Source organism: Bradyrhizobium genomosp. I (2014) (assembly GCF_000261685.1).
GTDB lineage: Bacteria > Pseudomonadota > Alphaproteobacteria > Rhizobiales > Xanthobacteraceae > Bradyrhizobium.
In genome coordinates, this window is record NZ_AJQE01000375.1 from 1 (window position 1) to 26,877 (window position 26,877).

The following is a 26,877-nucleotide window of genomic DNA, read 5'->3' on the forward strand; positions in this document are numbered from 1 at the left end:
CGCCGCACGCCGCGCCGATTGCCGAGCCACTGTCATTTGGAAACGGCGGCACCCAGACATCATCGAATAATCCGGTCGCGCGAAGCGCGCTGTTCCATTTGATGTTGAGACCGCAACCTCCGGCGATGCATAGATTTCGCGCTCCCGGAAGCGACGAGTGCCGTAGCAGAACCATCGCGATCTCCTTAACGAGAAGACGTTCCAGAAACACATGAAACGACGCGAGGACGTCCTCCGCGCGCTTGGCCTTCAGGCGCAATGCGCTTGACTCGAAGAAGTCGTGAATAACTGCGAGAGACGCTTCCGCATTGTTGATGTTTTCGCGGTAGCGACGAGCCTGCTCCGTGTCAGCCGCTGAGCGCGTTTCATAAAGCTCCTGGAACACTTCCACGATGCTTTCGTCCACGGAACCAAGCTCGATGTAGGCCATCAGCTTGCCAGCAATGCCCAAATCCCAACTGGAGCGGTTCGGCTGCCGGTATGGGCCGAAGTGAAGGCCCGCGGCGGCATAGGCATGGCCAATCATCGGAAACAGCGATCCGATGAGCCGCGCGCCCTGGGGCTCGACATAGTAAAGGCGTGGAAAGATACAGCCGTCCCATACCAGACACAACGCGGGTTTCCCCGCGCTGGCGAAAGGACTGGTGCTATATGCTGAGGCGACATGGCCCGTGACATGCGGGTAGCTCTTATATGGAAACTCCTCGCCTCCGAGGAGGAGGCCATAGCCGTCGACGGAATCAAGGAGGCCCTCAGCATGACGCTCGACATATGGCGCGCCTTTTAGCGCGACCGGCACCGCTCCGCTTAGGAGCTGGAACTGCGATTCATTCTCCCCGTCCCAGCCATCAATCACGAACTGATCGATGTCGCGCGGATTCAGGCCATGCTCCGCCAAGGCGAAGACGACTGCATCGAGATTGTCGACGGACTGATAGCGAGGACCATTGCCGCGCTTCTCTTGCTCGACGCAAAAAAGATGCCGACCGTCCTCGACGACAGCAATTGCTCCGTCATGTGTCAACTTTATTCCGCAGATGCGCATACGTCCTCCTGGCCTAATGACCGGCGTTTGATTGTGCCGACGCGCCGCCCGGCTTCAGAAACCGGACGATCAAGCAGTCTTCGCTCGCCGACCCGGTGCAGCAGTGCCGGCGCTCGATCTCTGATAGGCTCTCATTGAAGAGAGCGATCACCGTCTCAGCACCGGCAGCATGCCCCCAGCGTTGACATATTTCATCACGCGCAGACCCGAAAATGAGAGTCTCATCTGGCGCAAGCATACTCACCAGGTTGCGGATAGCCGCATGCATCTCGACGACGTCCCTGAGGTAGTAAAGAACCTCAGCCACGACAATCAAATCGAATTGCTCAGTGGTCGAGAACCGCTGAATGTCGCAGGTCACCCAACTAATATGTGACCATTTCCCGGTCCGCAGTCGCGTTCGCTCGATTGCCTGCGGCATGACATCCACGACCGTAAGTCGCTCGCATAGCGGCGCCAGCATCTCCGTGAATGCACCGGCTGCACATCCTACTTCGAGCGCAGACGCCGCATCTCCGTCGCGGCGCGACATCCGGAGCATTTGCGCGTATCGCTGCTGCTCGAACGCACTAGTGTCGAGGCGCCACGGGTCGTCGACAGCCAACTCTCGCTCTAATAACTGATGGTTTTCGTCCTGAGTCATCAGCCGACCACTTATTTGTAGACAGTCGAACGATCGCGACCGGAAACACTCTCCGTCGCCGCCAGGCTCGATGGAGGCTGCGATAACGCCGCCTTACGAATAGGAGCAGGCGCCCCCCTACACCAGCAGGACTTCGTCCGGCATTCGGGTGCAGGATGACAGGCTGTTTCCCCTCTTCCGTCGGCATATCGGTGACTTTCCGAGATAGCCAATCGCTATTGCTCAATGTACAAAGCGCATAGGCCTTCAAAGGCAGTAAGAGACAGATATTGATCGGCGTGTGGAGCGAGAAGCCGATAAACCGCAGCTCGCGGGCACGAAGCGCTGCCACACAGCACCGGACCGTAGTCATTGCAGCAATCGTCAATCCCGTCCACCAGGGTATAGAGCCATCGATCAGGAGCTGTGCGAGCGCAGCAAGTGATGAAATGGCGAGGAGCAATGGGCCGAGATTTTGCCCGATAACGTCTAGCGTCAAATAACCATCGAGCTCTGGCAGCAGGCGCCAAGCAAGAAACGTATCTCGAAAGGTACTTCGCGCCCAGCGGAGTTGCTGTCGTAGATATGGCCGAAGACTGTGCGGGACGACTGTGGCTGCTATGGCGTCCGGAACGTATTCGGTTCGAAACCCCGCCTTGAGCATGAGTATCGTTAGGTGGCGGTCCTCGCCGAAATCGCTCGGCTTCCCACGAAAGAATTGGGCTTCATATTGATCAAGAAGCAAGGCGAGCGCGGAACGCCGATACATGGCACATGGGCCGCAGCAACACATGACGGCACCGAAGCGCGCCTGTGCCGCGCGCTCTTCGTTGCACGCGAGCCAATATTCCATGTCGATCAGCCTGGTCAGCCAGGTCTGGTTGCGATTGCTCGCGATCAGCTGACCCATGGCCGCACCGATTCCCGGGTCATGCATCTTCAATACAAGCTTCGTGACGACGTCGGCAGCAAGTATCGTATCGGAATCGACGTTGAGAACCAGATCACCGGATGAGCTGCGTATCGCTGCGATCTGCGCCTTGCGCTTTCCCACATTGTTCGCCAACAAGATAAAACTGAATCTCGGATCGCTCGCATATATCCGGTGTACAGGCGCGACAACGTCGCGGTTTGCCGATCCGTCATCGACCACATATACCTGCATCTTTCCGGCGTAGTCTTGACTGGCAATCGACTCCAGACATTCGGCGAGTGTGTTCGGATTCTCGTTGAAGCACGGCACGATCACGTCCACAGCAGGAACGACCACCTCGGCTTGTCCAAGGTTGTCCAGCGATGAGTTGATCGCCGGCTGAGCATAAAGCGCTTGCACGCTCTTATAGATCGTCGATAGGAGCGCATAAGATGAAACGGCGGCAGCACTGGTCGTCGCGAGCAGGTCCATGGGGTGTCGTTTTTTCAGTGGAGTTGAGGGAGTGGACGGATTACAAACCCGCGCCGTTGTAGTGCTGGAATGAGATATGCCAGCGCCGTCCTGGTCTGATCGCGCAGCGTAGAGCCACTGGGCAATCCCTCCTCATCGGGAGGATATCCGTCGTGCAGGAGCACAATTGCACCCGGGCGTACGTTCGCCAGTACGGAATTCACAATTGCATCAACCCCGGGGCGGGACCAATCTCTAGGGTCGACCGACCAGTGCAGAGCCGTGAGACCAGCGCTCGCCGCCACTGCGAGCACATCTCGCGTCCATATGCCGTAAGGCGCTCGCATATGCCTGGGCGAGGCCAGCGGGCACGCCAGACGGATGGCTTCGCTCGCCGTCAGCACCTCGTCGTGTAGCTCCGTAGGTCCGCATCTGGATAGATCAGGATGGGTCATCGTATGGTTCGCAACCTCATGCCCTTCCGCAATCATTCGTCGGATGAGTTCAGGATGCTCCGTCGCGTACGTCCCGATGACGAAGAATGTCGCGGGGACCCGATGTTGCGCCAGGACATCGAGCACCTCTGGCGTACAAAATGGATTTGGCCCATCGTCAAAGGTCAAATGGACAGCTCGACTTCCGCCCGCGTCAGCGTAGTCGCAGCGGACAGTAGATAGGGTGGAACGCTCTGTCACAACTCAGGCCCGTTACGATCGATGACAGTCCCGGCCGGCCATTCGCTTATCGAGCGTCCGACCGGAAACACCACGACGATCACGTCTTCGATGCGCGTCGGCGATAAATTTGGATAGACATCCGGCAAGGTGGAGCGGACGCGAATGCCACGCATCAGGGTGGCGAGCCCCTGCCTTTCGACCAGTCGGGTCAAATGTTTTTCGAGGGCCGAGCGAACCGCGCCAAATCCGAATGGAACGCCGAGCTCCTGGAGTGCGGGATACATCACGCGCATTGCGTGGCCTATCCCGTGCCCCTCGAGATCGGGGCGCACCGCATACAACCCCAGTTCGGCCACAGGGAGATCGACTTCACCAACTTTGATGAAGCGGCGCAGTAGCCCGATGTGAGCCGCTACCCCGCGCGCGTCGTAACCAATTACGCGGAGCTCGGGTCTTGCTCCAGCCCAACTTCGGCTCCGCTCAAACGGCTGCGCATTGAACGCACCCGTCGGTCCGTAACTCTTGCGGAAGAACTCCGCGAGCTCGGCATGATCGGCGAGCTGCAGTTCACTTTCCCAACGAAGGCTCCACTGCACTTGAGCGCGCCCAGAAGATCCTTCCGCAGTCGGGGAGACGGCAATGTTCATGGCGAGCTTCCTTGCGCCGGTGGAATGAAGAGCGGGGATGGTCACGTCAATTCGCTATTCGCCGAACCGCCGATGAATGCTGAGATGCGCCGCCATGCTCTGTCGGAGCTCGGCACTGCTCGCCTACTCCGCGCCGCTGGCCTTTGCGCGACGGAGCGATCGCTTGATTGCACCCTCGTGCGGTTGATGCCGCGCTCACGATAACTCGGAAGCTGCCGACGAGGCGGTTGGGCTAGCCAGAACCTGTCTGCACCAGCGAGCTTTTGTGCCTGCAGTCGCATCGCCCTCCGGCGCTTTGACGTCTGAGGGCCGGCCATCGGCGCGCAAGCCTCATCGATGGCGCATCGGAGCGGCATCAGATCACACTGGCTTTTATACATCTTCGACACGCCCCACATGCACTGGACAGGCGAGCCATTTGGAACGGCGCCTGGAATTCTTGGCATCCGCAACCTGCGTCTGCCTCTATTCTTCGACACTAGAATGAGGCTGAACGCGCCCTCAATTGTACGCGGGTAAACCTGAAATATGGAAACGGATGATATCCGCATACCAACGTTTATCGGGACGCGCTTGGCGTTCGAACGGCCACGCTTAAGGAGAAACAACAACGCGCGCCCATGGTGCGCTCCCACGTCTGGGAGCTCTTCTCTTAGCTCACGTGAACGACCGGAAACCATCGTGGCGCGTCTAATTGCTTTTTCCAAACTTCAGTTTGCTATCCAACCTCCCCCAGTTTGGTAAAATCGATTGTTTCGATAGAACACATCCACACGATGGATAGACTCATCACATGCGGTTCAAGGGACTTGATCTAAATCTTCTCGTTGCGCTCGACGCCGTGATGACGGCGCGCAACCTCACAGCGGCGGCTCGCAAAATCAATCTGAGCCAGCCTGCTATGAGCGCTGCGATCGCACGGCTGCGCACCTATTTCCGCGATGAACTCTTTACTATGAGAGGTCGCGAACTCGTCCCGACACCTGGCGCGGAAGCGCTTGCAGGTCCGGTTCGCGAGGCCCTGCTGCACATCCAACTCTCAATCATATCGCGGGACGCGCTCGACCCTGCTCAATCGAGCCGACGCTTCAGGGTCATTCTCTCAGATTTCATGACGATCGTTTTTTTCCGCAGAATTGTGGACCGCATGGCGCAAGAAGCCCCCGCGGTGCGCTTCGAACTGCTGCCATTTTCTGATGAACCGGATGAGCTGCTGCGGCGGGGCGAGGTCGACTTTCTCATTCTGCCGGAACTTTTCATGTCGAGCGCGCACCCTAAGGCGACGCTGTTCGACGAGAGCCTCGTATGCGTCGGATGCCGCGCGAACAAGCAGCTATCCCGGCAGCTTACGTTCGAACAATACATCTCGATGGGGCACGTTACTGCCAAGTTCGGACGCGCACTGAGACCGAACCTCGAAGAATGGTTTTTGCTTGAGCACGGCCTGAGGAGACGAATTGAGGTCGTCGTGCAGGGCTTTAGCCTGATTCCGCCCCTGTTGCTAGACACGAGCCGTATCGGCACGATGCCCTTACGACTGGCCAGGCACTTCGAAAAGCGGATGCCGTTGCGGATCATCCAACCGCCCCTCCCCCTGCCCACATTCACAGAGGCCCTGCAGTGGCCCTCATTCCACAATACCGACCCCGCGAGCATCTGGATGCGTCGGATATTGCTCGAGGAAGCATCCAACATGGCATCTGGGGACCAGGAGCCTCCAACTCGCAGGCGCTGTTAGGCTTACCTTAAGCTGCGCTCTGAACATCCCCGGCACACTGTAGAACCTTCGACGTGCCCCGTTTTCTTTCGTCTCTCCAGGGTATGGAGGTGAGAAGGAGCCACAGACGCGCAATGCGACGATCGGTCGCGAAGCCTTTTCCAGTTGTGCGCGTGGTGACCTCGAAGGTGCGGTTTGATGCGCTCACGACGCATTCAGGCTACGTCCGGCAACCATCGCAGAAGAATATGCCTGCCGTACAAATGTTTGGCTCTATCACTAAAATGTCTTGAACCGCACATTGCGTCAGGTTGTAGGTTGCTCTCGTGACAAGCGCTGCACGACCCAGCTGTCGACACCGCGCTTTGGCACGCTGACGAACACTGGGCTGATCTGCCATCAGCGGACTGAACGACCCTGCTGCGTGGCCGGCCGGAACCGGCAAGACCAATTAGCTTGGAGCTCCCGACGCTTTCCCGCCGCTGCCGATCGGCTTTCCGCCTGCTCTCCATTGTTGCGGTCATCTCGCAAGCTTCCTTTCCCGGGCGCAGGAATGAGCCGATGTCCATTGGGGCGGGCCAAGACGATTGCTCCAGGCGCTGGCGCCACCGCACGCTATTGCGCAGCAACGACGTTTGTGCCGGATAGGAAGAGATGCGTTTCAAAGGTCTGGATCTAAATCTTCTGGTCGCGCTGGATGCTCTAATAACTGAGCGCAACCTCTCGTCAGCCGCACGCAAGATCAATCTTAGTCAGCCGGCAATGAGCGCAGCCGTTGCCCGGCTGCGCAAGCATTTCCGTGATGAACTGTTTGGAATGAGGGGGCGCGAACTTGTCTTGAGCTCACGCGCGGAAGGGCTCGCGGCTCCTGTGCGCGAGGCTCTGATGCACATTGAACTCTCGATTATGGCCCGACATCCGTTCGACCCAGCTCGATTGAACCGCCGATTCAGGATCGTCCTTTCTGACTTCGTAACAGTTGTGCTCTTCCGAAATGTCGTAGCACGCGTCACGCGAGAAGCCCCCGCCGTCAGCTTCGAATTGGCTGCGCCGACCGATGAACACGAGCTGCTCCTCCGCCGCGGTGAAGTCGATTTTGTTATCCGGCCAGATTTTTTCATGTCCAGCACGCACCCCAGAGCGGCCCTATTCGAGGAGCGACTCGTCTGCGTAGGCTGCTGCACCAATAGGGAATTACAACCCCGGCTTACATTCGATCGATATATGTCGATGGGTCACGTTGCAGTTAAGCACGGAGGTGCGCCCCGGACGCCAGTTGAGCATTCCTTTTTGACTGATCTCGGACCCACGCGGCGCATCGACATCCTCGTGCAGAGCTTCAGCATGATCCCGCCTCTCATAGTTGGGACGAACCGCATAGGCACGATGCCATTAGGGCTCGTGAGGCATTTCCAAAGAACGATGCCCCTTCGGATCGTTGAGCTTCCGCATCCATTCCCCGCCTTCACCGAGGCGGTCCAATGGCCCTCACTTCACAACAGCGACCCGGGAAGTCTGTGGATGAGGGACATTTTGTTTCAGGAGGCCACCCGCATGGCAACTACACAAGAGCTCCGTGTGACCAGCAGCCCGGAAGACGCGGAGCCCCCGGGACATTTCGTGCGATCCGTCTCACCGTTGCCGTAAGCACATTCGCGAAGTCTACGAACCTCACATTCCAACACTTGTCTCAACACACAATTCCTGCTCGCCTGGCTTGCTCTTATTGCCGGGGGAAAGGATCCTTGCGGCAGGCAAGAGGCGCTTTCGCTCTTCGCACCTCCGCCTCGGGGGCGAGAAACGGCAGACTGCCGACTTGATGCTTTTAGGGACGGGAACGGAACGGGGCCGGCGAGCGACGGAGCAATGCCTTCGCACTGAAGCTAGGCGTTTACGTTGCAACGGCCGCGGCAGGGCGCAGCTCTCTCAAGAAGGTAGGCCAGGCACGGAGCTCTTGCCGTCAACTCCCTGGGTCGGTAGTTGCTCCCGATGAACGGAGATGATCAGCTTATTCGGATTCCTACCACCGTTCATTGTGAGCATAGAGATCGTCGGACTTGCCGTGCCGTCGAAGCTAGCATCGCGAACGCGTGTGGCCTGAACGCATCACACAGCAGCACATCACATCCTCATCGCTTTGCGCCGCAGGTATGACTTCTTTTGGCCCTACCGCAGCCAAACGTCTTGACGACGTGCGCTGCGCTTGACTCAATTTCAAACAAGGAGCTGAACGTTGAAGCTTTGCAGCGGGGTGTTCGATCCAGAAGAGCTATCTGCCCTCGGACGGCTTTATGACGGCGCCGTCGACGCGCTACCTCCGTCGATGCGGAGTCCAGAAAACTGCGCAGCAATCGCCAAACTTATCCTGGAGCGTACGGCGGCTGGCGAGGCTGAACTGGCACGCCTGGCGAACTTGTTGATCACCCTTTCTCCTGAGGGTTGATCAGCCGCCATTCTAAGGATAGTCACCACTCGCGCGCATGAATTAAAGGCGATTCAACTGGAGCTTAGAAATCCGCTTGAATCATACGTGACGTCAGGTTGTAGGCTTTGAAATTGAACAACATGAACAGCGCTACACCAAGACGGCGTCGATGGCGCATTGGCGAACTTGCAGAGGCGACCGGAGTAACGGTGCGCACGCTGCACCATTATGAGCACACTGGACTGCTAGCAGCGACAGAGCGCACTGAGGGCGGTCACCGGATGTATGACCGCGAAAGCGGGCAACGGGTTCATCAGATTCGCGCGCTGCGTGAGCTTGGCTTCTCGCTCGTGGAGATCCGTAAAGCTATGGAGGGGACGACCTCACTCACGGACTTGCTGCGCAAACATCTAGAGCGCATAGAAGTCCAAGTCGCGCGCACAACTCTGTTGCGCGACCGTTTGCGCAACATGACCATCGACAGCGAGGCGCAGGTAAGTGTGGATGAGCTGCCTGCCACCCTGAACGCCATGTCGCGCGCCGAGACGCGGAGTCAGACGTCCCGGTGCACCTGCAATTTAGCTGCGGAGCGAGAGGACCGCTGGCGGCGAATCCGTGATGATCTTCGCGACTGCATGGATGGGGGCGAGCACCCTTGCGGAGAGCGCGCAAAGGCTGTCGCGGTTGCAGCACGCTTGCTGATCAGCGAAATCGCCGGCGACGATTCACGTGTTTCGATGATCCTGAAGGTACTTGCACGATTAAGCGCGCCCCGCAGTCTGGCTGGTTGGGATCCCTGTCTAATGCAATATCTCGATCTTGCCCTTGGCGGATTGGAGGATCAGCCTTACTGACGCATTCATGGCGGGTTCCACACGCCGGTTAGGGCAAGCTAAGAAACGCTAGGTGAACCGGCCGCTCTCCGACGCGGCTTGGAGTTTTACGGAATCAAACGGAAGGATTGTCACCGCCGGTCGATCCGCGTCCCTGACGCCTCCATCGCTCTTCCCAAAAGGGCTTGATCCGCACGTAACGTCAAGTTGTAGATCTTACCGTAGTTGGCGGCTCGCCCGGCCAACGCAGGTTTGCCCAGCAAGCAACGCCTGTCTACAGGCGTGGTTGACTACAACCAGTTGCGGTTCACTTCAGGTGAGCATTGGAAGCTCTACAATGGTAAATAAGCGGCATGCCTCTCTTGCGCCTGCGGCGCTTCTCTTCTGCGCTCTCGTCGCTCCGTCTGCGCGCGGCTCTGAAATAAAGATCGCCGTGGCTGGCCCAATGACCGGAAGCAGCGCTGCATTCGGCGCGCAAATGCGCGATGGTGCGGCTGCGGCGGTCGAGGTCCTGAACGCCTCAGGCCAGCTTCCCGATAATGCCAAAACTATATTGAGCGTCGCTGACGACGCCTGCGACCCTAGGCAAGCTGTCGCAGTCGCGAATAAGCTCACGACAGAGCGGATCCTGTTGGTGGTTGGCCATTTTTGTTCCTCTTCGTCGATCCCGGCCTCCGACATCTACGAGAAGCTGGCATCGTCCAGGTGTTACCAGGCTCGTCAACTCCTCAACTAACAGAGCACGGCCTTGAGACTGTCTTTCGGATCTGCGGCCCGACGACCAACAGGGAGCCGTTGCCGCCGAGTACATTCACACGAATTATCGCCTCGAGAAAATCGCGGTGCTGGACGACAAGAGGACTGCTGCAGGGGGATTGTCGACGTGGTTGAAGCCCGGCTTCATCGATTGGGACGGCAGGTGAGCCGGCAAAGCTATGTTGCCGGTGAAAGGGGCTTCAGAGCCTTGCTCTCAAGAATGGAGAAGGACCGGCTGCGCGTCGCCTATATCGGCGGCTACCACACCGAAGTCGGATTGTTGGTACGCCAGGCAGCAGAAGCAAAAGCAGACCTCACGGTCATGGCGAACGATCCGCTGATGACCTCCGAATTCTGGGCCATTACCGGCAGCGCTGGGAATGGCACATTGTTTACCTTCATGCCCAACCCCGCTGGGAACGCCAATGCTGCCAGTGCGGTCGCCGGACTCAAAGCTTCCGGGCTGCCCGGTGAAGGCTACACACTATACGCTTGTGCCGCTGTGCAAGCCTGGGCAGAGGCGGTGAACCGGAGCGGCTCCTTCAATGCTGACCGGGTCGCCAGCGCGCTTCGTTCCCGACCGATCGACCGGTTCGACAAAAGGAGGGACAACTCGGCTTCTGGATTTTTGGTTTATCGCTGGCGCGACGGTCATGTCGAGCGTGTCAAGAAGTACTGATTTTCATGCAACGCAGCATTCCCCACGCGAAGTATCTCGAATGATGAGACGCCCTCAGAACGTTGTCGCAGCAATGCTCGCTAGCGCTTTTATATTCGCTGCTTTTGCAGCGTTTTTCGCGCTCGCTGCGGCGCTCGCAGAGCTACCGAGCGCCGCCCTGCCGAAGGTGCTACGCCCGATGATAGACAAATAGCAGCCCCCTTGTCTGATCCCGTCTGCAGCACTGGCCTCGGAGGCGGCCATTTACCGTTCTGCTAGGTTTGAAGGCATGCCCCTTATGCAGCCAGTGATCGAAGGTTGAGGACTAGGAAAGCGAAGCTAACGATTCTTTATGGACAAGCACGGATTTTGTTGGAGGCGTTCGCCTTCTGTCAGATTCGTGCCCGACCAGCATCTACGCATTCTCTAGCCTGGATTATATCGCGCAATCTCAGATCCACGAATGGAAGAGACAGCGGGACGGCACGAAGCAATCAGGCCCACTACCTAGACTATAGCCGAGTATACGGGTAGCGAGAGCTGGTGGATAGCCGGCGCCGGGATGCATGCCTCTCTTGGCCGCGGGGGCACCAAGGTTTTGGCGTCCAAGTCAACGCTACTCGTTCCGCTACTTCGTGCGCTCTCAAGCATGGCGGGTCATCAGCGGCTCAGCCGCCTGCCCGGGCATTCCCTATGCTTCCTAGCCCGGATAGCAGGAGAACCAATCAACCGGCTCCGATGAAGGCGGTGAGATTGCTCGCCTGCGCTATCAACGAACTGGATGCATCCCATCAACACTTTCTATTTTACTAATTGAAGCCAAACACCGCATAAGTCGATCGCCGGCTTACGGAAGGCAGTGTTCACGAATGTCGCGTGATAATGGATCACTTGGTCGCAGAGCAAATCACGTGCTTCTTGGCTGCTTCGAGCAATGTTTGACGGCAAGACACGTGGGGGCACGAATGCAGTGCGGTGACCAGTCGCAGTTGGCGCGCAATCTACACGACGTTGCCTGCCCCTTTGGGCATGATACTTGATTGCTCTAAGAAGACAGCTATCACGCACACTCGGCGATGGTAAATGCCTCCGCAGCGTAGAACTCGGGCAGGTGAGTTGGCCTTCGCAGGGGTGCGGGCTGGACCTTTCGCTCTGACCAGGCGGGTCGCCTCAACAGTCCGGCGCTGTTGCCGCGGCTCCAAGCAGAGCAGTACAATCAGCTGTGTGGCCCCGAACAGAGTCACCGCTGTTGCCGAACGCACTGGGCGGCTCGAGAATCCATTCAAATCCCGCGCCATCGGCAACGCTTTTCGTTTTTCCCTAGACGCTCATTGCACTTTTGCAATCCTTTCGCGGCACATATGTGCCCCCTCTTCCAGGGGACCGGAAGCGCCTCCTGTGCAGCAGTCATTTGTCCAGCGAAGCGTCCGCCGTTTGGCGAACGGGAAACGATACCTCTACTCCGCCTGTCTTGCATTTCACCACTTTGGAGAAATACCGTGGAACTTGACCCTTCCAATTCACGCATACAAAACCTCGAGGATCGCGTCGACCTGCAACTCGACATCGTGGCTGGGCTCATGCGCGAAGAAGGCAACGAGCTGGAAGCGATCCGATTACTTAATGCCCTCATAGGCCAAATGATCACCGCGGAACTGGAGCTCGGCCAGCTTGGCGATACAAGAACCGGCCACGGACGAATGCGATTGTCGCAAGACCGTGGCGTTTACCACCCCGAGGACCTTCAGATTCTGGGACGCCTTTTTGATCAGACTGTGGCGGCATTACCGGCCGCGCTGCGGACTTCCGCCAATCGATTGACGATCGCCAAGCTCATTCTTTCACGTGCGGCAGCGGACTGAGATTTCATTTGCGCTTTTTGGAGATTGATGGCGTTGAGCGGACGTTTATGGCTGGGCTGACAGTTACACTTAGGCCGCACACACCAGGGATCGACATTTGCTGTTTATGGGCTCACCGTCCGTAAGCGCGCCGCTTCCGCTGGCCTTTCATATGGCAACAGTTCGCCACCACTTTCGAAATCAGGCTTGCTCTATCTCACGCCGCCGGCGACGCATTCGATCTAGCTGGGCCTTGCTGTCCCTCGACGCCTTTCACGAGCTGCAAGTATCCAAAGCTCGGAAGCGCGCCGCCGATCCCACGCTGCGCCGGCTTTCCTACGCAACTCCGTATTGAACCCACACCGACGGCGCCCGGCCCTTCTTTGCCAAACGACTAAGAATCCGCCGTGGGGAAAGTGCAATTGCCCTTGCATCTCGTTCCCTCTCTTAGGCGCCTGACCGGTAACAAACACCACGGCCGGAGCAGAAAGCCACGCGCAGGTGAATATCACACGGCAATAGGCGTCGAGACTTGTCGCAAAGCAGACAAGTCTCATCCGGAACAGGCTACATCACCCCAAATCCGACGTCACAAGCGCCATTGCGGTTTGAACGCTTCTTGAGAGTGGGAAAAGAGTAGGCGGCCTTTTTCATCATGCTGGGCTTTAACCGCAACCCGTGGGGGCCGATCTTCCGAATGAAGGAAAAGCCACAATTTGGTGACCGACCAAGAGGCCCACGACGGCAATGAAGGGCACGACAACTCGTACTCGCTTCACTCTTTTCAGAATTTCTTCGAATTGCGCGGGCATTACGGCGTTCGGTCATCGCAACTTCAACAAGCATCTATATCCTCTCCTGAAGTCCCGGGAGTAGCGTGGAAGAGGTTGAAGAGCAGATGTCTTTCGTGCTGAGACACGCAACACAATCCGGTTGCTTTTGAGAAGGTACTTCCTTGTATCAGGATGTCGAGGAGCGTTAGAGATGGATCAGATCTTTTCCGAGCAGGTGCAGGTGCCAGATGCCGTTGTGAGCGTCGCATTTGACAAGGCTTGGAGCTTTGTCGAGAAGGATCCGCTGCTGGCACATAATCTGAAGGCCGTCCTTCATAGCCGATTGCGCACTTACCTCGAGTGCTCGATAAGAAACGGCGAACGGAATGCTTTGAATCTGGCCAACGAGGCGATACGCAACTTGCGGGCTGAACTGGCACCGTCGACCGGGCAATGACTCGCTTGTGCCTATTGCGGCGAGAGCATCCGGCGCCGTTAAGGCATTTAGGGCGCCTCATACGGTGGAAAATTCGGGCCAGTGCGTGGTCGAGCAGACTTTTCTCTAATCATGTGCGGCCCCGCTGAAACGAGAGCGCTCGAGAAAGCTGTTGCCTCTACAGCTCCTCTGGCGGCCGAGACCAGGAAGCTGAACACCAGGCCCAGACGGCGGCGAGACGGGGCGGCCGCGCTGGTATTCGCTCGCGCCAGGAAACCGACCACGGTGACCTTGAGCTCGGCACGATCTTGCGCAACTTCAAGCAAGAGCACTGTCTAGCACGCAGTGGGCTTCCCGACCCATCAATCAAGGTCGAAGTTGACGGACCATCGAGCTAGACTTGTGGTCGTTCCAGAGCCAAAGCGATCGAGCCTGCAATCGATCGGCATCGCGTTGCTCGCGATTGCAAGCGATAGCACGTCCGTGTTGCCGGAAGAATGACCTTAAGCGCCTGAGGCGTGCCATCGATCCAGTACTGTAAGTGCGGCTGGGCGTTGCCGCAGCTTAGCGACGGAAGGAGCCGAACACCTTTTGGCTTTGCTCCGCGTCGCAGGTGATCATGAACGATCATTTTCAAAGAGGATGATCCGCGCGAGGCGACCACTGCCGAGCCACAGCGTCTCGGTAGAAGCAAAGCAGCGGAAACCGCGAGCTCCGCAATCTGACGCCGCGGGCGATTGGGCACGTTTCTTTCCAAGACATGTTGTGCGCCAGTTACAGCAATTCGCGTTCATGTTGTTAAACGGCACGGTGCCTGGGGCACCTAAAGGAAACAACACGCGAATGAAAAAGATTCTTATTCTGACTGCATGCATCGGCGCACTCTGTGCGGCCGCCCCCTCATTCGGCACGGATCTGGCCGGGCAGCCCGTCAAGGTCAAGGCGGCACCGCTGCCGGTCGCGGCCCCGATTATCGATTGGTCCGGCTACTATATGGGCGCAAACGGTGGCTGGGGAACGAGCCACAATTGCTGGGATTTCAATGGCATCACTTCCGAGGGCTGCCATAATTCGACTGGCGGTACCGTTGGCGGCCAGATCGGCTATCGTTGGCAAATCTTCAACATGGTGTACGGCCTCGAAGGCCAGGGCAACTGGGCCGACTTCCGCGGCTCCAATGTCAGCACCGCCTTCCCGACAGACACCGTTGGCACCACGACAGATGCATTCGGCCTACTCACGGGCCATATCGGATACGCGTTCAATGCTGTGCTCCTTTATGGCAAGGGCGGTGCTGCGGTGACCAGCAACACCTATTACGTCAACTCGGTGGCAACCGGCACCGAGCTTGGCAAAAACAATGATGTGCGTTGGGGTGGCGTGCTGGGCGCCGGTGCCGAAGTCAGCCTCACGCCGAACTGGTCAGCGGGCGTCGAGTATAACCACTTGTTCATGCAGCGCAGCAACATAAGCTTCCCAGCGGCCCTTGGCGCGGATCGCGCGCACCAGGACGTCGATCTCATCACGGCACGGCTCAACTACAAGTTTGGCTGGCCGTTCGCCAGATAAAGATCTCCACGCGTTTGGATGAATCGGGACCCCGGCCCGCGGTCGGGGTTCTTTCCTCAGCTGTTCCTCTCCCTAGACCCCTGTCCGACGTCCCGAGCAAGCGGTGCGGGCTCATCTGAGCAAAGAATCACCCGCTGGTGGAGAGAGCCATGCTCCGACCAGTGAGCATTAGATCGGCCGATTCCACATCTTACCGACCTTACGAAGCCCCAGAACCTCACCCAGCGCGAGATGCAGACTTGCCCAAAGGAGGGTTATATCTGCGAGTTCACCGAAAGCACCGTGCTCAACTTGCCAGAAGCTGGAAGCCAAAGATGTGACAGTTGGCGGTCGTTCCTCAATTGAATTCAAAGAACATCGAGGCGAATAGCTATCGCGACTGCTTGAATCCGGCTGGTCGCACCCAGCTTTCCCATCGTATTCTTGACATGAAAATTGACTGCATTCTCGCTGATTTCCAGGATCATCCCAATTTCCCATAACGATTTTCCTTCTCCGACGCCATTGGCCGCATTCGTTGCTCTGCCGGCGACTGCGCCAGGATGATCGCATCGTCAAACAACCGAATAGCGTCATCATCCTTGCTCCGAGGCGATCGACAAAGTGCTCGCTGATGGCGAGCTGGCGAACTCGGAGATCATCGCCTGTCGTCCGTGCGGATCGACTCCATGCGAACACAAGGATGCTCCATCTTACTCATGCCGGCAGTGATAGAAGGGCCGAGGGCCCCGGGACTGTGCTGGCGACAAGAACCGAGCGCACGCACGGCTAGATGCTTGGGTCGGTTTAGCTTGCATGGCGAGAAAACGCAGTTGCGTCCGAACGGTGCTTCGCTTTGTCTCTCGGGCGAGCACGAGGAGATCTTGGGCTCTGAACTACACGTAAGGTAGAGCACGCACCTTTCAGTGCGAGACTCGATCTGCGTCTTGTCAGTACCAATTCCCTGCTTTGAGATGAAGACAACAGAAGTGTCATCTTTTTTCCCAATCTTGCGAATCATCCATCGCTAACCTGTCGCTGATTCTCGGCGTGTGACAGCGTCGGTGACGCGATCGATGAGCTGAACGGAAGATCCGATGCAGACGCCATACTCCCCGCATCGTTGTCCGGCATTTCATCGGGCCCGTCCGGCAGGCCCGGTACAAACGAACCGAACGGACAGAAATGGGCCACGTCAAAAACGCAACAAGCGATAGGCGCAGTCGCGAAACCTGTTTGATGCGGAAGACACTTTGCATGCGCATTCCAGAAGGAGAGGCCCCCAGATCGGACTAGCAAGTGCCATACCAACTGTTGATTTCGCCAAAATCAATCGTCGCAAAAGGACTTCGAATGCGGACGGTTGGTTGCGAGGTAGGTGCCTCGAAGCATTCATGACATGGGGAGGGAAGGCGACAGTACCATTGCGAGCTGCGGCACGGGGTAAGCTACAGCAACAAATGCAGCTCACCTCGGCAGCTCACCTCGGCCGCCCCCTCGAGTGCCGTCCTCTCAGGGCCTCAAACGCCCCCTATTGGGGCCCAGTCAACTACCAACCTCGGCAATTGATGGGAGGGTCCACACATGGCACTCGCTAAGGAACTTGAACTGACTACACCTCCGGCCGCACGATTCCGGCGAACCGCTTAGATCCGCCCCGAGCGGAAATACAATTAGGCCGCACCAGATGCACGAATCATGATGGGCTTGCTAATAAAACGGGCGAAGATCGTCGCCAAGATATGTGAAGCATGACTTCCCTGCTCTTCGCGATCATCTCCCTGCTATATGCGAGCGTTGGCCAGGCTGGCGGGACTGCATTCCTCTCGCTAATGGCTTTTTTTGGTATGTCATCGACAGAGACGCGCCCCACGGCGCTTGGTCTCAACATTGTCGTCGCGGCTTATTCTACTTGGCTGTTCAACCGCAACAAGGTCGTTGACTGGACAATCCTGCGCCCTCTTCTCTTTTCGTCAATGCCAGCGTCGCTTGCCGGTGGCTTGATTGTGCTCGAGGAGCACATGTACAAAACACTAACCGGACTCGTTCTTCTTCTGGCGAGCGCAGTGATGATCATGCAGCGGGGACGAGCTGTCGATCGCGTCGGCGAAATTCCGCTCCGGGAAAGCGTGAGCATTGGCGCGGTCCTTGGCCTCGTTTCTGGCCTGACTGGGGTGGGCGGCGGTGTGTTCCTCGCCCCGACGCTCATCGCACTGAATTGGGCATCACCGAGGCAGACCGTCGCGCTATCACCCCCTTTTATCCTGGCCAATTCCACAGTCGGCTTCGTCGGAGCTCTTTTCACCGGGCAATTTCCCTCTCCGGATTTGGCTCTATACGCTATCTTCACGCTGGCGGGGGCGGTCGCTGGAGCAGTAATCGGCCTGAAATGGTTGAGCCAGACAGCCATCAGATTCATACTGGCGGCCGTTCTGCTCGTTGCCGGCATTCAATTGGTTCGCGCTTAAAGTGGAAACGCGCATCTTTCATGCGGGCGATCCCAGCGCGGTCAGATCGAAGTACAAGGTTTCTGCGAGCCGCGGCTCAAGCCTGGTCCGAGCGCCTTGCCCAACACTGAAAGCCGCCAACACGATCGCGAAAAGCCGTAGGGTCGAGCGAGGGTGAGGCGGATCCGAGCGCGCTCCGCATCGTCCTGAGGCGGACGGTCAGTACTAGATCGCATCCGATTCGCGCTTCCAATCGACCTGCAGGATCAACGTCGGGCAGGCCGGGCGAGCAAACGAGGCGTACGCCGATCTCGGCTATGGCCTGGCGCGACGCTTCAATCAAGCGTGCCGGACGAAGAGCACCTGATCGATGGCGATCCGGCAAGCTCTCACTACCCTGAGGACCGCGCCAGGGTGCGCATTCGACTTGGTTAGGAGCGATAGGGCGATGAACTCTCAATATAGTATTTCTGCAAGGCCGCGCAATCTCCTTTCTCGCGCGCGTGTGGGCTGCGTCCTCATGGAGAATATTACGAAGATGATGTCCACGCTCGATTGGTTTTCGAAACAGACACTTTATCGATCCAGTGTGAATGGACTGGAACGCCAGGATGCGAATCCCATTTTCTGTAATCATGAGGCACAACCTTACACCCCGGCTCCTGCATACATGGCCTCCAGCTCGCAGCGTAGGAATGTTTTGTGACGGGATGATCGACGCCTCACCAGGCGACTTATGTGGAACCGAATCTGGAGGTCCATCGCATTGATGCGACGCCAATGAAGACTCGCTGCATAGATATGCGATCTGGCCGATCAACAGCTGCAACGGCGTTATCAGAAACAAAACGCCTCAACCGATGAAGCAGAATAGAAAGTACAGCAAATCGTTCCGAGCTCGCGTTTGCCATCAGCACGACGTCCAACTCGTTGTGAGTTAGTGACATGTATTTGGATCTGAACGAGACGCCGGCGAACCAAGGCGTCCCGACGCACTTTGCCGGGGGCGTGAAGTGCGCCGGGGCCACCCCAACATCATCAGTACATCCGTGATGATGCTTGCGGCAATGAGACAAGCAGCGTGGCGGAATTGAGGCTCATTGATTTTATGCTGGAAACCAAAAAAGTTTTTCGTGAGCTGCTACAAAAGACTTGAATCGCACGCAGCGTCACGTGCTGCAATCGCACATCGCACATCGCACATCGCGCTCTGCTCTAGCAAGTCACTTATCTCCGTGACGCTCCGGCCTTGAACGGGAGGCATCCGTCGATTGCGGAGCAACCACGTCGGCCTTTCCTCGGAAGTCCAGCAACAAGCTCAGCTGCCCTGCTGAGGTTTTAAGATCCCTGTTTCCGTCGCAAAAAGGCAGCACGCCAGGGGGAATGCGGAAACGACGCTGCCCGATGAGCGATTGATACTGCGCACGGCTAGTCGCGGTACACCGCGCTAATTCGAGCGTCCTCGTAGAAATTCATATGCCACCATAAACGTCCGAATAATTGCGGACGAGCGGCGCTCACTTCCAGGCATGAACCCCAACGCTGCGTTTGGCCGTGACGTCGAGAGCAGGCCAGATCTCAGGAACCGTTAGACGCGTTTGACATAACGCAAAGACATAACAGTGGGCATCGGTCAGCTTTATGCCGCTCGACCATGAGAAAGTTAGGCTTTGCAGACGTATCTCCTGAACAAGTATTGCGACGCTCGCCTGCCTTGGTACACCATATACCCGACCGTGCCGGATTTCTCCGCGACCGTCGGTGCTAAGACTTGTGAGACATGGTTGAGGCGGCTGCCGCCCGACGATCCCGTGTCGCTATACATCCACGTTCCGTTCTGTCGTGCTATCTGTTGGTATTGCGGCTTCCCTACAAGCCTCACTCGCAGCGAGCGACCGATCCGCAAGTACTTGGCGACGCTGCATGCCGAGATACGTTTGGTCGCAGAGCAAGCGCCTCGCGCGCTGCCGGTAAGCGACGTGCATTTCGGCGGCGGGACGCCGACTACTATTGCACCGGCCGATTTTCTCGCCTTGATGGCACTCCTGCGACGCTGCTTCGCGTTCAGCAAATCAGCTACCATCGCCATAGAAATCGACCCACGTGCGTTCACAGCCGAGATGGTTGAAACATTACAAGTGGCCGGCGTCAATCGCGCGAGCATCGGCGTGCAAAGCTTCGACGGGGTGGTTCAGAGGTCGGTCAACCGCGTCCAGAGCGAGGTGCAGACGGCGTCTGTCGTCGAAAGCCTTCGCCAGCATGGGATAAGCCGCATCAATTTCGACCTCCTCTTCGGACTGCCGCATCAGACGGTGCGATCTTGCGTGGACTCTACACGGACGGCTCTGGCCATGCGGCCAGACCGGCTTGCAGTTTTCGGCTATGCTCACGTCCCCTCCTATATGAAACGTCAGCGCCAGATCGATGAGACGGCGCTGCCGGATAATCTCGCCCGCGCCGAGCAAGCCGCGGCTATCGCAGATACGCTGGTCTCGGCTGGCTACCGCCAGATCGGGCTCGACCATTTCGCCCTGCCCAACGACGAGCTCGCGCTGGCGCAGAAAGCCGGTCAGCTTCGCCGCAACTCCCTGGGCTATTCGGCTGATACCTGCAAAACCGTGATCGGCTTAGGTCCGTCAGCCATCGGCCGTCTGCGTGAGGGTTACGTTCAGAACGAGAGCGCAACCGCTTCCTATCACCAACACATTCAGGCTGGTCGTCCGGCAACCTCAAAAGGCTACTGCCTCTCCCCCGAAGATCGCCTCCGCGCCGCAATTATCGAGCGTCTGATGTGCGATTTGCAGGCCGACGTACCAGCGATCTGTGCTGCTCACGGATTTGATCCAATTCCTCTTCTCAATTCGGCCGACCGGCTGGGAATGCTCGCCGAAGACGGGATAGTGGACATTGAAGAGGGATTCATTCGGGTCAAGCAGGAACACCGGTTTCTCGTTCGTGCTGTTGCTGCCGCATTCGACACCTATCTCGACCGTATCCCTATTAACTAAGCCGCGCATGTGAGCAGATCTCAAACATTTAAGCTCTTCGCGACGGAATGATCTGAAGAGGCACCTCCGGCAGACAGGCCAGATTTCGAGGATGCAGCGGCGGTGTCATGACAACGATCTTTCAGATATGGCCTCAAACCGGGAGGGCTGACTAAAGGGAAGCTGATTTGAAGGAGAAGCGCAGCGGATTCCGCCGTTCAGGGCCACGGCTCGATCATGCCGAAAGGGCTCTGCCCCACCTCCCCTTGACTGCTCTTGATGATGGTGACGGCCTCAGCGACGTGCCGCTGGAGACGCCGGCGCCCGCACCAGCTTCGGGAAATTTACGGCTGGAGGCAGCTTTGCGAAGCTACGGTCCACCTCCTCGAGCACAGTTGGACACTCGACGACGCCTGCAGCGTCCCAGACTCAAGGCTCGGCTGTCTTCGGTCCGGCGATCACTGGCGCGCCTCCGACGGAAACAGGTCCCTGTGGTTTGGACCGCCCGAAGCGTTTCCTGGCGGCGCTCGAAACAGCCCGGGCTGGCGACAAAGGAGGCTCGGAAGCAGCAGAAGGGACAGGTGTTGAACTCTGCAGCGCATCGATCCGCGAAGTCAGTATGGTGATCTGATCCAGGACCCCTTTGAGGACATCCCGCTGGGCATCGATCCGGCGGTTGAGTTCTGCGATCTCATCACCATTTTTCTGCTGTGCCCACTTTATCTCGGACAAGGATGCCCTGTCCTCCGGTGGCAGGCTCATCGTTGAAGCGACTTCGCTGCTTTCCGGCGTCTCGACAGGCTCTTCAAGGTTAGCCCAAAGCCAGGCGCTAGCAGCACACGAGCCGACGAGGATAAGCGGGAGCACCAAAACCGGGAGAATCCGTCTTGACGGCCCGTGCAAGAGCGGCCGCAAGTCTGAAGCGGCCGCTTGATCAATCAAGTCCATTGTCCCTCGCTCAAGATCTCGTTCCAGCAGGCTTATTTTGTCGACGCGATAGCTCGCGATGCTCCCGCGTTCCAGGAGCTGCCAGCGTCGACAATAATCAATCTTGGTGAGCTTCCCGATCGGCTGCGCCTACTCCTATGAAACGCTCCTTCTTGAGCAACGCGACAATTTGCGCGCGTTCTCAATGATAGCGCCACCAGCGAGCAATGGTTCTCGTCGTAGTCGGCGATGGCGCAGCATTCTCTCATCATTCAGAAGAACCTTGCAGATTTTTTACCGTGCCCCGGCACGAATGCAAACCGTCCACTGATTCCTGCAAGTGTTCGATGGAGCCCCGCCTCACGCATTGCCCAGACCAGCAACCTCGTCTGGGACGCGCCACGTAAGCGCCACGGCTGATCGGCCGAGCCGCAATGGCGCGATTGGACCGGCAAACATTGCACCTGATCAACTACCAGTTCCGGCAGGTTGTTCGAGATGACGGGCACGTGGCAAGCGTAACCAACGAACGCCGCGCACATCAAGGTTTTGGATGCAAGACAGGTTTTGCCGCGCCGACGGCAGAAAGCAACTGCTCGCCGATATCCGCCAAAGCTGCTCGATGGCTGATTCCTCCGGTCCCCTGCGCTATCACGTTGGATGTTGTGGTGTGGTTGCCGCGCGCGCAAATCCAAAAGCTCTTCGGCCTTCAAGCCCGCCGATCGTCTCGTGTTTCGCTGACAACGATACCAATGAAACGCTTCGTGAAGCCAAGCCTCTTGCACGGCTAGCCTTGCTTTCGGGTGGCTGCCGTTTGGTCCAGAAAGCCGCCTTCGATGCAGATGCGCACCACCGCCAGACTCGCCTGACGCACAGTGAGCAAGGTGGACATTCGCAACGCTTTGGCGGCCAGGACAGAACGCTCCGCGCGCTCGTGAGCATTTGCCGAGCCAGCGCTCTCCGCTGGCTCTGGGCGCACCGGCGTCACGCACAACCAAAGTTTCGGACCAGATCATCCTCGCGCCGCGAGCTGAGAGGTTCAGGAAGCCTGAGTGGCTCTGTTCGGATAGATCGAGTTCTGGCTCGTCCCCCTCCCCCACGGACGCGAAACGACAGCCGCGATGCCGCTTGCTCGTCATTGCGAGGAGCGCTGGCGACGAAGCGATCCAGACTGCCACTGCGGGGGGGTCTGGATTGCTTGGCTGCGCTTGCAATGACGATGTGGAAGCAGGCGCGTGCCACACGCCGCCGCGAGCTCACTTCGGGCCAATCAGGCCGCATATTCATGGCCGGCAGACATGGACCCGAACTACGCCATGCGTGATTGCCTTCTTGCGACGACCTCGCCCCGGACATACTCGGCTACGGCAGCACTTTCTTTCAATTTAAGACCAAGGGGCAAGCAATCTGGGCTTGCTATCGCACTTTCGCTAGCGGCTTGTCTGGTCGGCAATCCCGTACTGGCACAAACCGCGAGCGGACTTGATCCTAGTAACCACCCTGTGGATCAGGCCAGCAAAAGAGGAAAGACTTCCGACCGGGCCGCAAAGCTCCCGATCGACCTGATCTGTCAGGCAATCCGCCCTCCTGCCCCGGCGCGAGCAGCAGGTCCCGGAGTGCCTTTGGAGAAGCGCGGCAATGCGGACAGGGCTGCTCAGACGAGACCGCAAAAAACGATCGATCCCTTCCAAAGGTACGACAATCTGCGTGAAAAAGGGTTGTGGTTCCCCATCCCTGGTCCTGCAGATACGATTGATCAGGACAAGGGGGGCGTTAGATCTGCGCTGGCGGACGTCGGCATCGGCTATATCGGGTGGACACATAACTCCTTTGCAAGCAACCAGCTACCGCATGCAGCCAGAAGCACTATCGCAAACCAGCTCTATATGGGCCAGAATCCGACTTTCGCGTCGGCGAACTTCATGATCGTCACCTACGATCTGAGCCGGTTTGGCATTGCCGACGGACAGATTGTCGTAGGGGCCGAGCAGCAATACTGGACGTGGGATCGCCCAGGGCCAGATCGGGTGGGACTCAATACGCTCGCCTACTACCAGACTTTCTTCAACAGGACACTAGAACTCAAACTTGGCTACCTCAGAAACCAGAATGAATTCACCGGCACATTGTTCGGAGGAATCACAGGATCGAACATGTCTGCCTTGTTCCAGGCTGGGATGAGCACCAATGCCGCGCCCACGCCAGCGGCCAACTTGAAGTACAATTTTGACGCTCGCTTGTACAACAAGGTCTCCGTCCAGCGCTCAATCAGTCCAGATGGTGCCTATGCCCATATAACCGAGAATCCCACCGGCTTGAAATGGAGCACGGCCAATGCAGGCATCCTTCTTGTCGAAGAAGCCGGCTACAAGAGCAAGGCTGCTCCCGGCGTACCCGACACGTGGCTGCGGGCGGGCGTTGGTTTGAACAGGAGCCGCTACACGAATTTGGCGGATCCCAAGCAACAAAGGGAGAGCGGAAATAATTTTCACTACATCGCTGCGGACAGGCAGCTCTGGCAGAGTGACGCCCTTGGGTCGCCGTCTCGCGGCATCTACGGCGGCTTCTCCGTCATGGGAGCTCCACCTGAGCGCAACAGGATCAGCCGGTATTACGAGCTTCGTCTTTATGCAAAGGGACCTTTTGATAGCCGGCCCAGTGATCTGATTGCTCTCGTGGCGACCAACACGGCCTGGAGTAAGCTTGCAGTGGATGCTGCTCTGGCAAAAGGCCAGCTTGCGCACCGCGATAGCACAGCAGTCACGGGAACATACATCGCGCATCTCGCTCCGGGGATATATGCAAGCGTCGGACTGTCATACATTCATTACCCGACAATCATCACACACACGCCCCAAACGGAACACGCGCTCAATCTGTTGATATCTACGTTGATATTCTTCTGATCATCGCAAGCGCCGTTCTGCTCCGACGTTATCGTGACGCATGGGACCGAACCCTACCACGGCAAGTCGGCTAAGCGTGACAGAAACGAGAGCGCGACCTTCGACCGAGCAACGAGCACCACTTTATCGGCATGGGGAAGGACCTGGACGATCGTAAGCTCGGGGGAAACCAGCGAGCGGAAGGCATGGAGCAAGGGCGAATCGCGGGCATCGATTGCGATTCTGATCTTATGACCTTATTCGCGCCCGTGAATTCCGCAACCCTCACCAAAGAACCAAATTGCATGAGACGAGGCGGTCTCGCGGGCGCCGGCATCACCGCGTTGATGAGCCGCGAGGCCGTTTGCTACGACAATGCCCCGATGGAGAGCTTCCTCCATACACTGGTTCGTCATCGCAACCATAACCGCGCCGACGCCCAGCGCATTATCTTTGCTTTCATCGAGGGCTTCTACGAGCCGAACCCGGCTCCATTCCGCCATCGATATATCGCCCGATCGAGATGGAGCTAAAAGCCGCTTAAACCCCTCCACTCTTTCGGGGAAGATCAGACTGCCCTAAATTTAGAGCCGAGTCATCTGGATCGACGGATACTGGCGACGGTATGGATTGATCATCGAGCAATCGCCAAAGCTCCCCTGGAGAGAATTGCTCTAGATCGAAACTAAGCCCTTCTGGACCGGCGGAGAACGACGGGGCAGGGTGTTGGCGCAAGTCATCCTGCAAGTCCTTTTCTAGTCGCTGAAGCTCCTCTGAGGGGACGGAGACGGGGGACGGCATGGATTGATTATCAAGCAATCGCCGAAGCTCCCCTGGAGAGAATTGCTTTAGATCGAAACTAAACTCTTCTGGATCGGCGGAGAACGACGCGGCAGGGTGTCGGTGCAACTCGCCCTGTAAGTCCTTTTCCAGTCGCTGAAGCTTGTCCGAAGGGACGGAGGCTGGTGACGGAATGGGTTGATGATCAAGATGATCCAGCACTTGCAAAAGCTCCCACTGATGAAGCTGCTCGGGATTGATCGCGACGTGCCCTTGGACGAAAGCCGACGGGGCGGGTTGATCCTCCTGCCCGTCCCGAAGCTCCTCTCGCCGACTGCTAGCTTCGTACGAGGCCCTGTGCTGTGCAGCGGCGTCGCCGATGAGCGTCGGTTCCATCAGTGCCGCGCTTTCGGGATGGATGGGGGCCACGTTCGGGGGGCGGGCGCGACCGCTCCGTTGGCGTACGATGACTTCGCCCGTCGACCGAAAGGTGCGGAGATGGTCTAATGCTACAAGGAGGATTTTGGGATTTCCCTTTCCGACGAACTCGTATACGTCACCGCCATTGCTCAGCGACTTATTGTCCTGCCGAGCAACAATGCTCGGTCTGCGTTTTGCGAAGAGCCAACGGCTAAAGCTAAGAAGAGCGCCTGCATGTTGCTTCGCCCCACCGGCGACCATCCCGCCTTTGATGAGAGCCTCCTCAAGCCTCAAGATTTCGGGAGCATCCTCGGATAAACAGGCCGCTTGTCCAACTGATGCCCCCGTACCACAATCCCAGTTGATTGAGCCGGCTACATCGCGGAGGCTGCTGACATTGCTCCACCACCGCCTGAATTGGCGAACTCGCTCAGCTGCTGCTCAATGGCAACGCCTTGCGGACTTTTTAGGGCCCTTGGCCTCTTCGCTGCTCTCAACTCAGCTGTGTTACGCTCATCGTTGATGAGGACCTCGCTTGGCAAGAGGTTGCTCCTGGCAAGTGCACTCATCGGCTCGGCCGGGGACTGCTGGTGTAGCTAGACACATTGGTAGAGGGCCTACCGCGTGGCCCACCGTCAGGGATCGCGTTATCGGCTTCGCGCACCTCGTTTAATTGCTGCTCAAAGTCGTCTTGCCCGGATCGGTCGGGTTGATGCTCTTGCGAGACCTGTACCGCGGCCCGGCAGTTACGTCAAAATTGTGCGGTTCCACATTAGCCTCTCGTCATGCAATCAATTGAGCTAGTCCTACTATGAACAAACTTTCGAGAATCTGACGAGCCGTCGCCCGCGGCTCTCAATCGTCGCGCAACTTCATGCCGAAATCCTCGACTTGCGCGCCACCGGTCTGTCGCCGCGCGGGATCGCGCCGCAGATCGCCATGAGCGTGAGGACTATCGAACGCTGGCTTGCTGCGGGCGGTGAGCCTGAGCGCCGGCGGCCGCCCGCACACTCTGTCCTCATTGATCCTTTTCGAGATTATTTATAGCGCGACGATCTGGGTCGGAAGA

At 57.8% G+C, this 26,877-nt stretch carries 21 protein-coding genes and 1 pseudogene; 14 read left to right on the plus strand and 8 right to left on the minus strand.

Annotated features, from left to right (window positions below):
• From IC50_RS33045 to IC50_RS33065, 5 genes are all read right to left on the minus strand, one after another.
• Positions 1–1,045: carbamoyltransferase N-terminal domain-containing protein (locus IC50_RS33045; protein WP_035715336.1), on the minus strand; the 1,045-nt coding region annotated here is incomplete at its 3' end.
• Positions 1,046–1,058: 13 nt separating this feature from the next.
• Positions 1,059–1,688 (minus strand): nodulation methyltransferase NodS, encoded by a 630-nt coding sequence (gene nodS / locus IC50_RS33050; RefSeq protein WP_014497813.1) that lies wholly within the window; start codon positions 1,686–1,688, stop codon positions 1,059–1,061.
• Positions 1,615–3,072, minus strand: coding sequence for a chitooligosaccharide synthase NodC (nodC, locus tag IC50_RS33055; RefSeq protein ID WP_011084824.1), 1,458 nt, complete (start codon positions 3,070–3,072; stop codon positions 1,615–1,617). The genes nodS and nodC overlap by 74 nt, the downstream gene beginning before the upstream one ends.
• A 14-nt stretch (positions 3,073–3,086) precedes the next feature.
• The gene (nodB, locus tag IC50_RS33060) at positions 3,087–3,746 is read right to left on the minus strand and encodes a chitooligosaccharide deacetylase NodB (RefSeq protein ID WP_011084823.1); all 660 of its coding nucleotides are present in this window, start codon (positions 3,744–3,746) and stop codon (positions 3,087–3,089) included.
• Positions 3,743–4,375 (minus strand): NodA family N-acyltransferase, encoded by a 633-nt coding sequence (locus tag IC50_RS33065; protein WP_011084822.1) that lies wholly within the window; start codon positions 4,373–4,375, stop codon positions 3,743–3,745. Before IC50_RS33065 ends, nodB begins: the two co-directional genes overlap by 4 nt.
• Before the next feature lie 793 nt (positions 4,376–5,168).
• On the opposite strand from IC50_RS33065, the gene nodD1 reads away from it, so the two are divergent.
• The 9 genes from nodD1 (at position 5,169) to IC50_RS33125 (ending at position 15,383) form a co-directional block, all read left to right on the plus strand.
• Complete coding sequence (gene nodD1, locus IC50_RS33075) at positions 5,169–6,113, plus strand: transcriptional regulator NodD1 (RefSeq protein WP_018646994.1); 945 nt, start codon at positions 5,169–5,171, stop codon at positions 6,111–6,113.
• Positions 6,114–6,746: 633 nt separating this feature from the next.
• A complete protein-coding gene (gene nodD2 / locus IC50_RS33085; RefSeq protein WP_011084818.1) occupies positions 6,747–7,739 on the plus strand; it encodes a transcriptional regulator NodD2 in 993 nt (330 codons plus the stop codon).
• 586 nt (positions 7,740–8,325) lie between these two features.
• Entirely contained in the window at positions 8,326–8,535 is a 210-nt protein-coding gene (locus IC50_RS33090; RefSeq protein ID WP_014497819.1) for a hypothetical protein, read from the plus strand.
• 122 nt (positions 8,536–8,657) lie between these two features.
• Positions 8,658–9,371, plus strand: coding sequence for a MerR family transcriptional regulator (locus tag IC50_RS33095; protein WP_193374179.1), 714 nt, complete (start codon positions 8,658–8,660; stop codon positions 9,369–9,371).
• A 424-nt stretch (positions 9,372–9,795) separates the two neighbouring features.
• Positions 9,796–10,086: an ABC transporter substrate-binding protein gene (locus tag IC50_RS42135; RefSeq protein WP_035715340.1), complete on the plus strand. Its 291-nt coding sequence runs from the start codon at positions 9,796–9,798 to the stop codon at positions 10,084–10,086.
• A 147-nt stretch (positions 10,087–10,233) separates the two neighbouring features.
• A complete protein-coding gene (locus IC50_RS33105; RefSeq protein WP_244429698.1) occupies positions 10,234–10,785 on the plus strand; it encodes an ABC transporter substrate-binding protein in 552 nt (183 codons plus the stop codon).
• Between the two features lie 1,478 nt (positions 10,786–12,263).
• Positions 12,264–12,626 (plus strand): hypothetical protein, encoded by a 363-nt coding sequence (locus IC50_RS33110; protein ID WP_014497821.1) that lies wholly within the window; start codon positions 12,264–12,266, stop codon positions 12,624–12,626.
• A gap of 963 nt (positions 12,627–13,589) precedes the next feature.
• Positions 13,590–13,835 carry a hypothetical protein gene (locus IC50_RS33120; protein WP_011084811.1) on the plus strand — a complete coding sequence of 82 codons (246 nt, stop codon included), beginning with the start codon at positions 13,590–13,592 and terminating at the stop codon, positions 13,833–13,835.
• Positions 13,836–14,657: 822 nt separating this feature from the next.
• On the plus strand, positions 14,658–15,383 hold the full coding sequence (locus IC50_RS33125) for an outer membrane protein (RefSeq protein WP_014497822.1): 726 nt from the start codon (positions 14,658–14,660) through the stop codon (positions 15,381–15,383).
• Between the two features lie 347 nt (positions 15,384–15,730).
• On the opposite strand, the pseudogene IC50_RS39545 reads toward IC50_RS33125, so the two are convergent.
• Positions 15,731–15,865: pseudogene (locus IC50_RS39545) on the minus strand (LuxR C-terminal-related transcriptional regulator); the annotation flags it as partial.
• Positions 15,866–17,113: 1,248 nt separating this feature from the next.
• On the opposite strand from IC50_RS39545, the gene IC50_RS33135 reads away from it, so the two are divergent.
• Positions 17,114–17,830: a sulfite exporter TauE/SafE family protein gene (locus IC50_RS33135; RefSeq protein ID WP_011084806.1), complete on the plus strand. Its 717-nt coding sequence runs from the start codon at positions 17,114–17,116 to the stop codon at positions 17,828–17,830.
• A gap of 1,649 nt (positions 17,831–19,479) precedes the next feature.
• Positions 19,480–20,817 carry an oxygen-independent coproporphyrinogen III oxidase gene (gene hemN / locus IC50_RS33145; protein WP_035715344.1) on the plus strand — a complete coding sequence of 446 codons (1,338 nt, stop codon included), beginning with the start codon at positions 19,480–19,482 and terminating at the stop codon, positions 20,815–20,817.
• A gap of 408 nt (positions 20,818–21,225) precedes the next feature.
• Here hemN and IC50_RS33150 read toward each other — a convergent pair whose 3' ends face one another.
• The gene (locus IC50_RS33150; protein WP_011084803.1) at positions 21,226–21,744 is read right to left on the minus strand and encodes a hypothetical protein; all 519 of its coding nucleotides are present in this window, start codon (positions 21,742–21,744) and stop codon (positions 21,226–21,228) included.
• A gap of 413 nt (positions 21,745–22,157) precedes the next feature.
• On the opposite strand from IC50_RS33150, the gene IC50_RS42140 reads away from it, so the two are divergent.
• From IC50_RS42140 to IC50_RS33160, 3 genes are all read left to right on the plus strand, one after another.
• Positions 22,158–22,514, plus strand: a complete 357-nt coding sequence (locus IC50_RS42140) for a hypothetical protein (RefSeq protein ID WP_162131007.1) — start codon at positions 22,158–22,160, stop codon at positions 22,512–22,514.
• A 507-nt stretch (positions 22,515–23,021) separates the two neighbouring features.
• Positions 23,022–24,629 carry a carbohydrate porin gene (locus tag IC50_RS33155; RefSeq protein ID WP_223153702.1) on the plus strand — a complete coding sequence of 536 codons (1,608 nt, stop codon included), beginning with the start codon at positions 23,022–23,024 and terminating at the stop codon, positions 24,627–24,629.
• A 131-nt stretch (positions 24,630–24,760) separates the two neighbouring features.
• On the plus strand, positions 24,761–25,141 hold the full coding sequence (locus IC50_RS33160) for a hypothetical protein (RefSeq protein ID WP_035715346.1): 381 nt from the start codon (positions 24,761–24,763) through the stop codon (positions 25,139–25,141).
• Positions 25,142–25,148: 7 nt separating this feature from the next.
• Here IC50_RS33160 and IC50_RS33165 read toward each other — a convergent pair whose 3' ends face one another.
• Positions 25,149–25,784, minus strand: coding sequence for a hypothetical protein (locus tag IC50_RS33165; RefSeq protein WP_014497829.1), 636 nt, complete (start codon positions 25,782–25,784; stop codon positions 25,149–25,151).
• Positions 25,785–26,877 lie beyond the last annotated feature (1,093 nt).

Coding starts and splice junctions, on each gene's coding strand:
- IC50_RS33155 (WP_223153702.1), top strand. CDS start 23,022: ATGGACCCGAACTACGCCATGCGTGATTGCCTTCTTGCGACGACCTCG.
- nodC (WP_011084824.1), bottom strand. CDS start 3,072: ATGGACCTGCTCGCGACGACCAGTGCTGCCGCCGTTTCATCTTATGCG.
- IC50_RS33095 (WP_193374179.1), top strand. CDS start 8,658: ATGAACAGCGCTACACCAAGACGGCGTCGATGGCGCATTGGCGAACTT.
- nodS (WP_014497813.1), bottom strand. CDS start 1,688: ATGACTCAGGACGAAAACCATCAGTTATTAGAGCGAGAGTTGGCTGTC.
- IC50_RS33165 (WP_014497829.1), bottom strand. CDS start 25,784: ATGGAACCGACGCTCATCGGCGACGCCGCTGCACAGCACAGGGCCTCG.
- nodD2 (WP_011084818.1), top strand. CDS start 6,747: ATGCGTTTCAAAGGTCTGGATCTAAATCTTCTGGTCGCGCTGGATGCT.
- IC50_RS33065 (WP_011084822.1), bottom strand. CDS start 4,375: ATGAACATTGCCGTCTCCCCGACTGCGGAAGGATCTTCTGGGCGCGCT.
- IC50_RS42140 (WP_162131007.1), top strand. CDS start 22,158: ATGGCGCGATTGGACCGGCAAACATTGCACCTGATCAACTACCAGTTC.
- IC50_RS33135 (WP_011084806.1), top strand. CDS start 17,114: ATGACTTCCCTGCTCTTCGCGATCATCTCCCTGCTATATGCGAGCGTT.
- IC50_RS42135 (WP_035715340.1), top strand. CDS start 9,796: ATGACCGGAAGCAGCGCTGCATTCGGCGCGCAAATGCGCGATGGTGCG.
- IC50_RS33120 (WP_011084811.1), top strand. CDS start 13,590: ATGGATCAGATCTTTTCCGAGCAGGTGCAGGTGCCAGATGCCGTTGTG.
- IC50_RS33125 (WP_014497822.1), top strand. CDS start 14,658: ATGAAAAAGATTCTTATTCTGACTGCATGCATCGGCGCACTCTGTGCG.
- IC50_RS33160 (WP_035715346.1), top strand. CDS start 24,761: ATGGGGAAGGACCTGGACGATCGTAAGCTCGGGGGAAACCAGCGAGCG.
- IC50_RS33150 (WP_011084803.1), bottom strand. CDS start 21,744: ATGGACTTGATTGATCAAGCGGCCGCTTCAGACTTGCGGCCGCTCTTG.
- nodD1 (WP_018646994.1), top strand. CDS start 5,169: ATGCGGTTCAAGGGACTTGATCTAAATCTTCTCGTTGCGCTCGACGCC.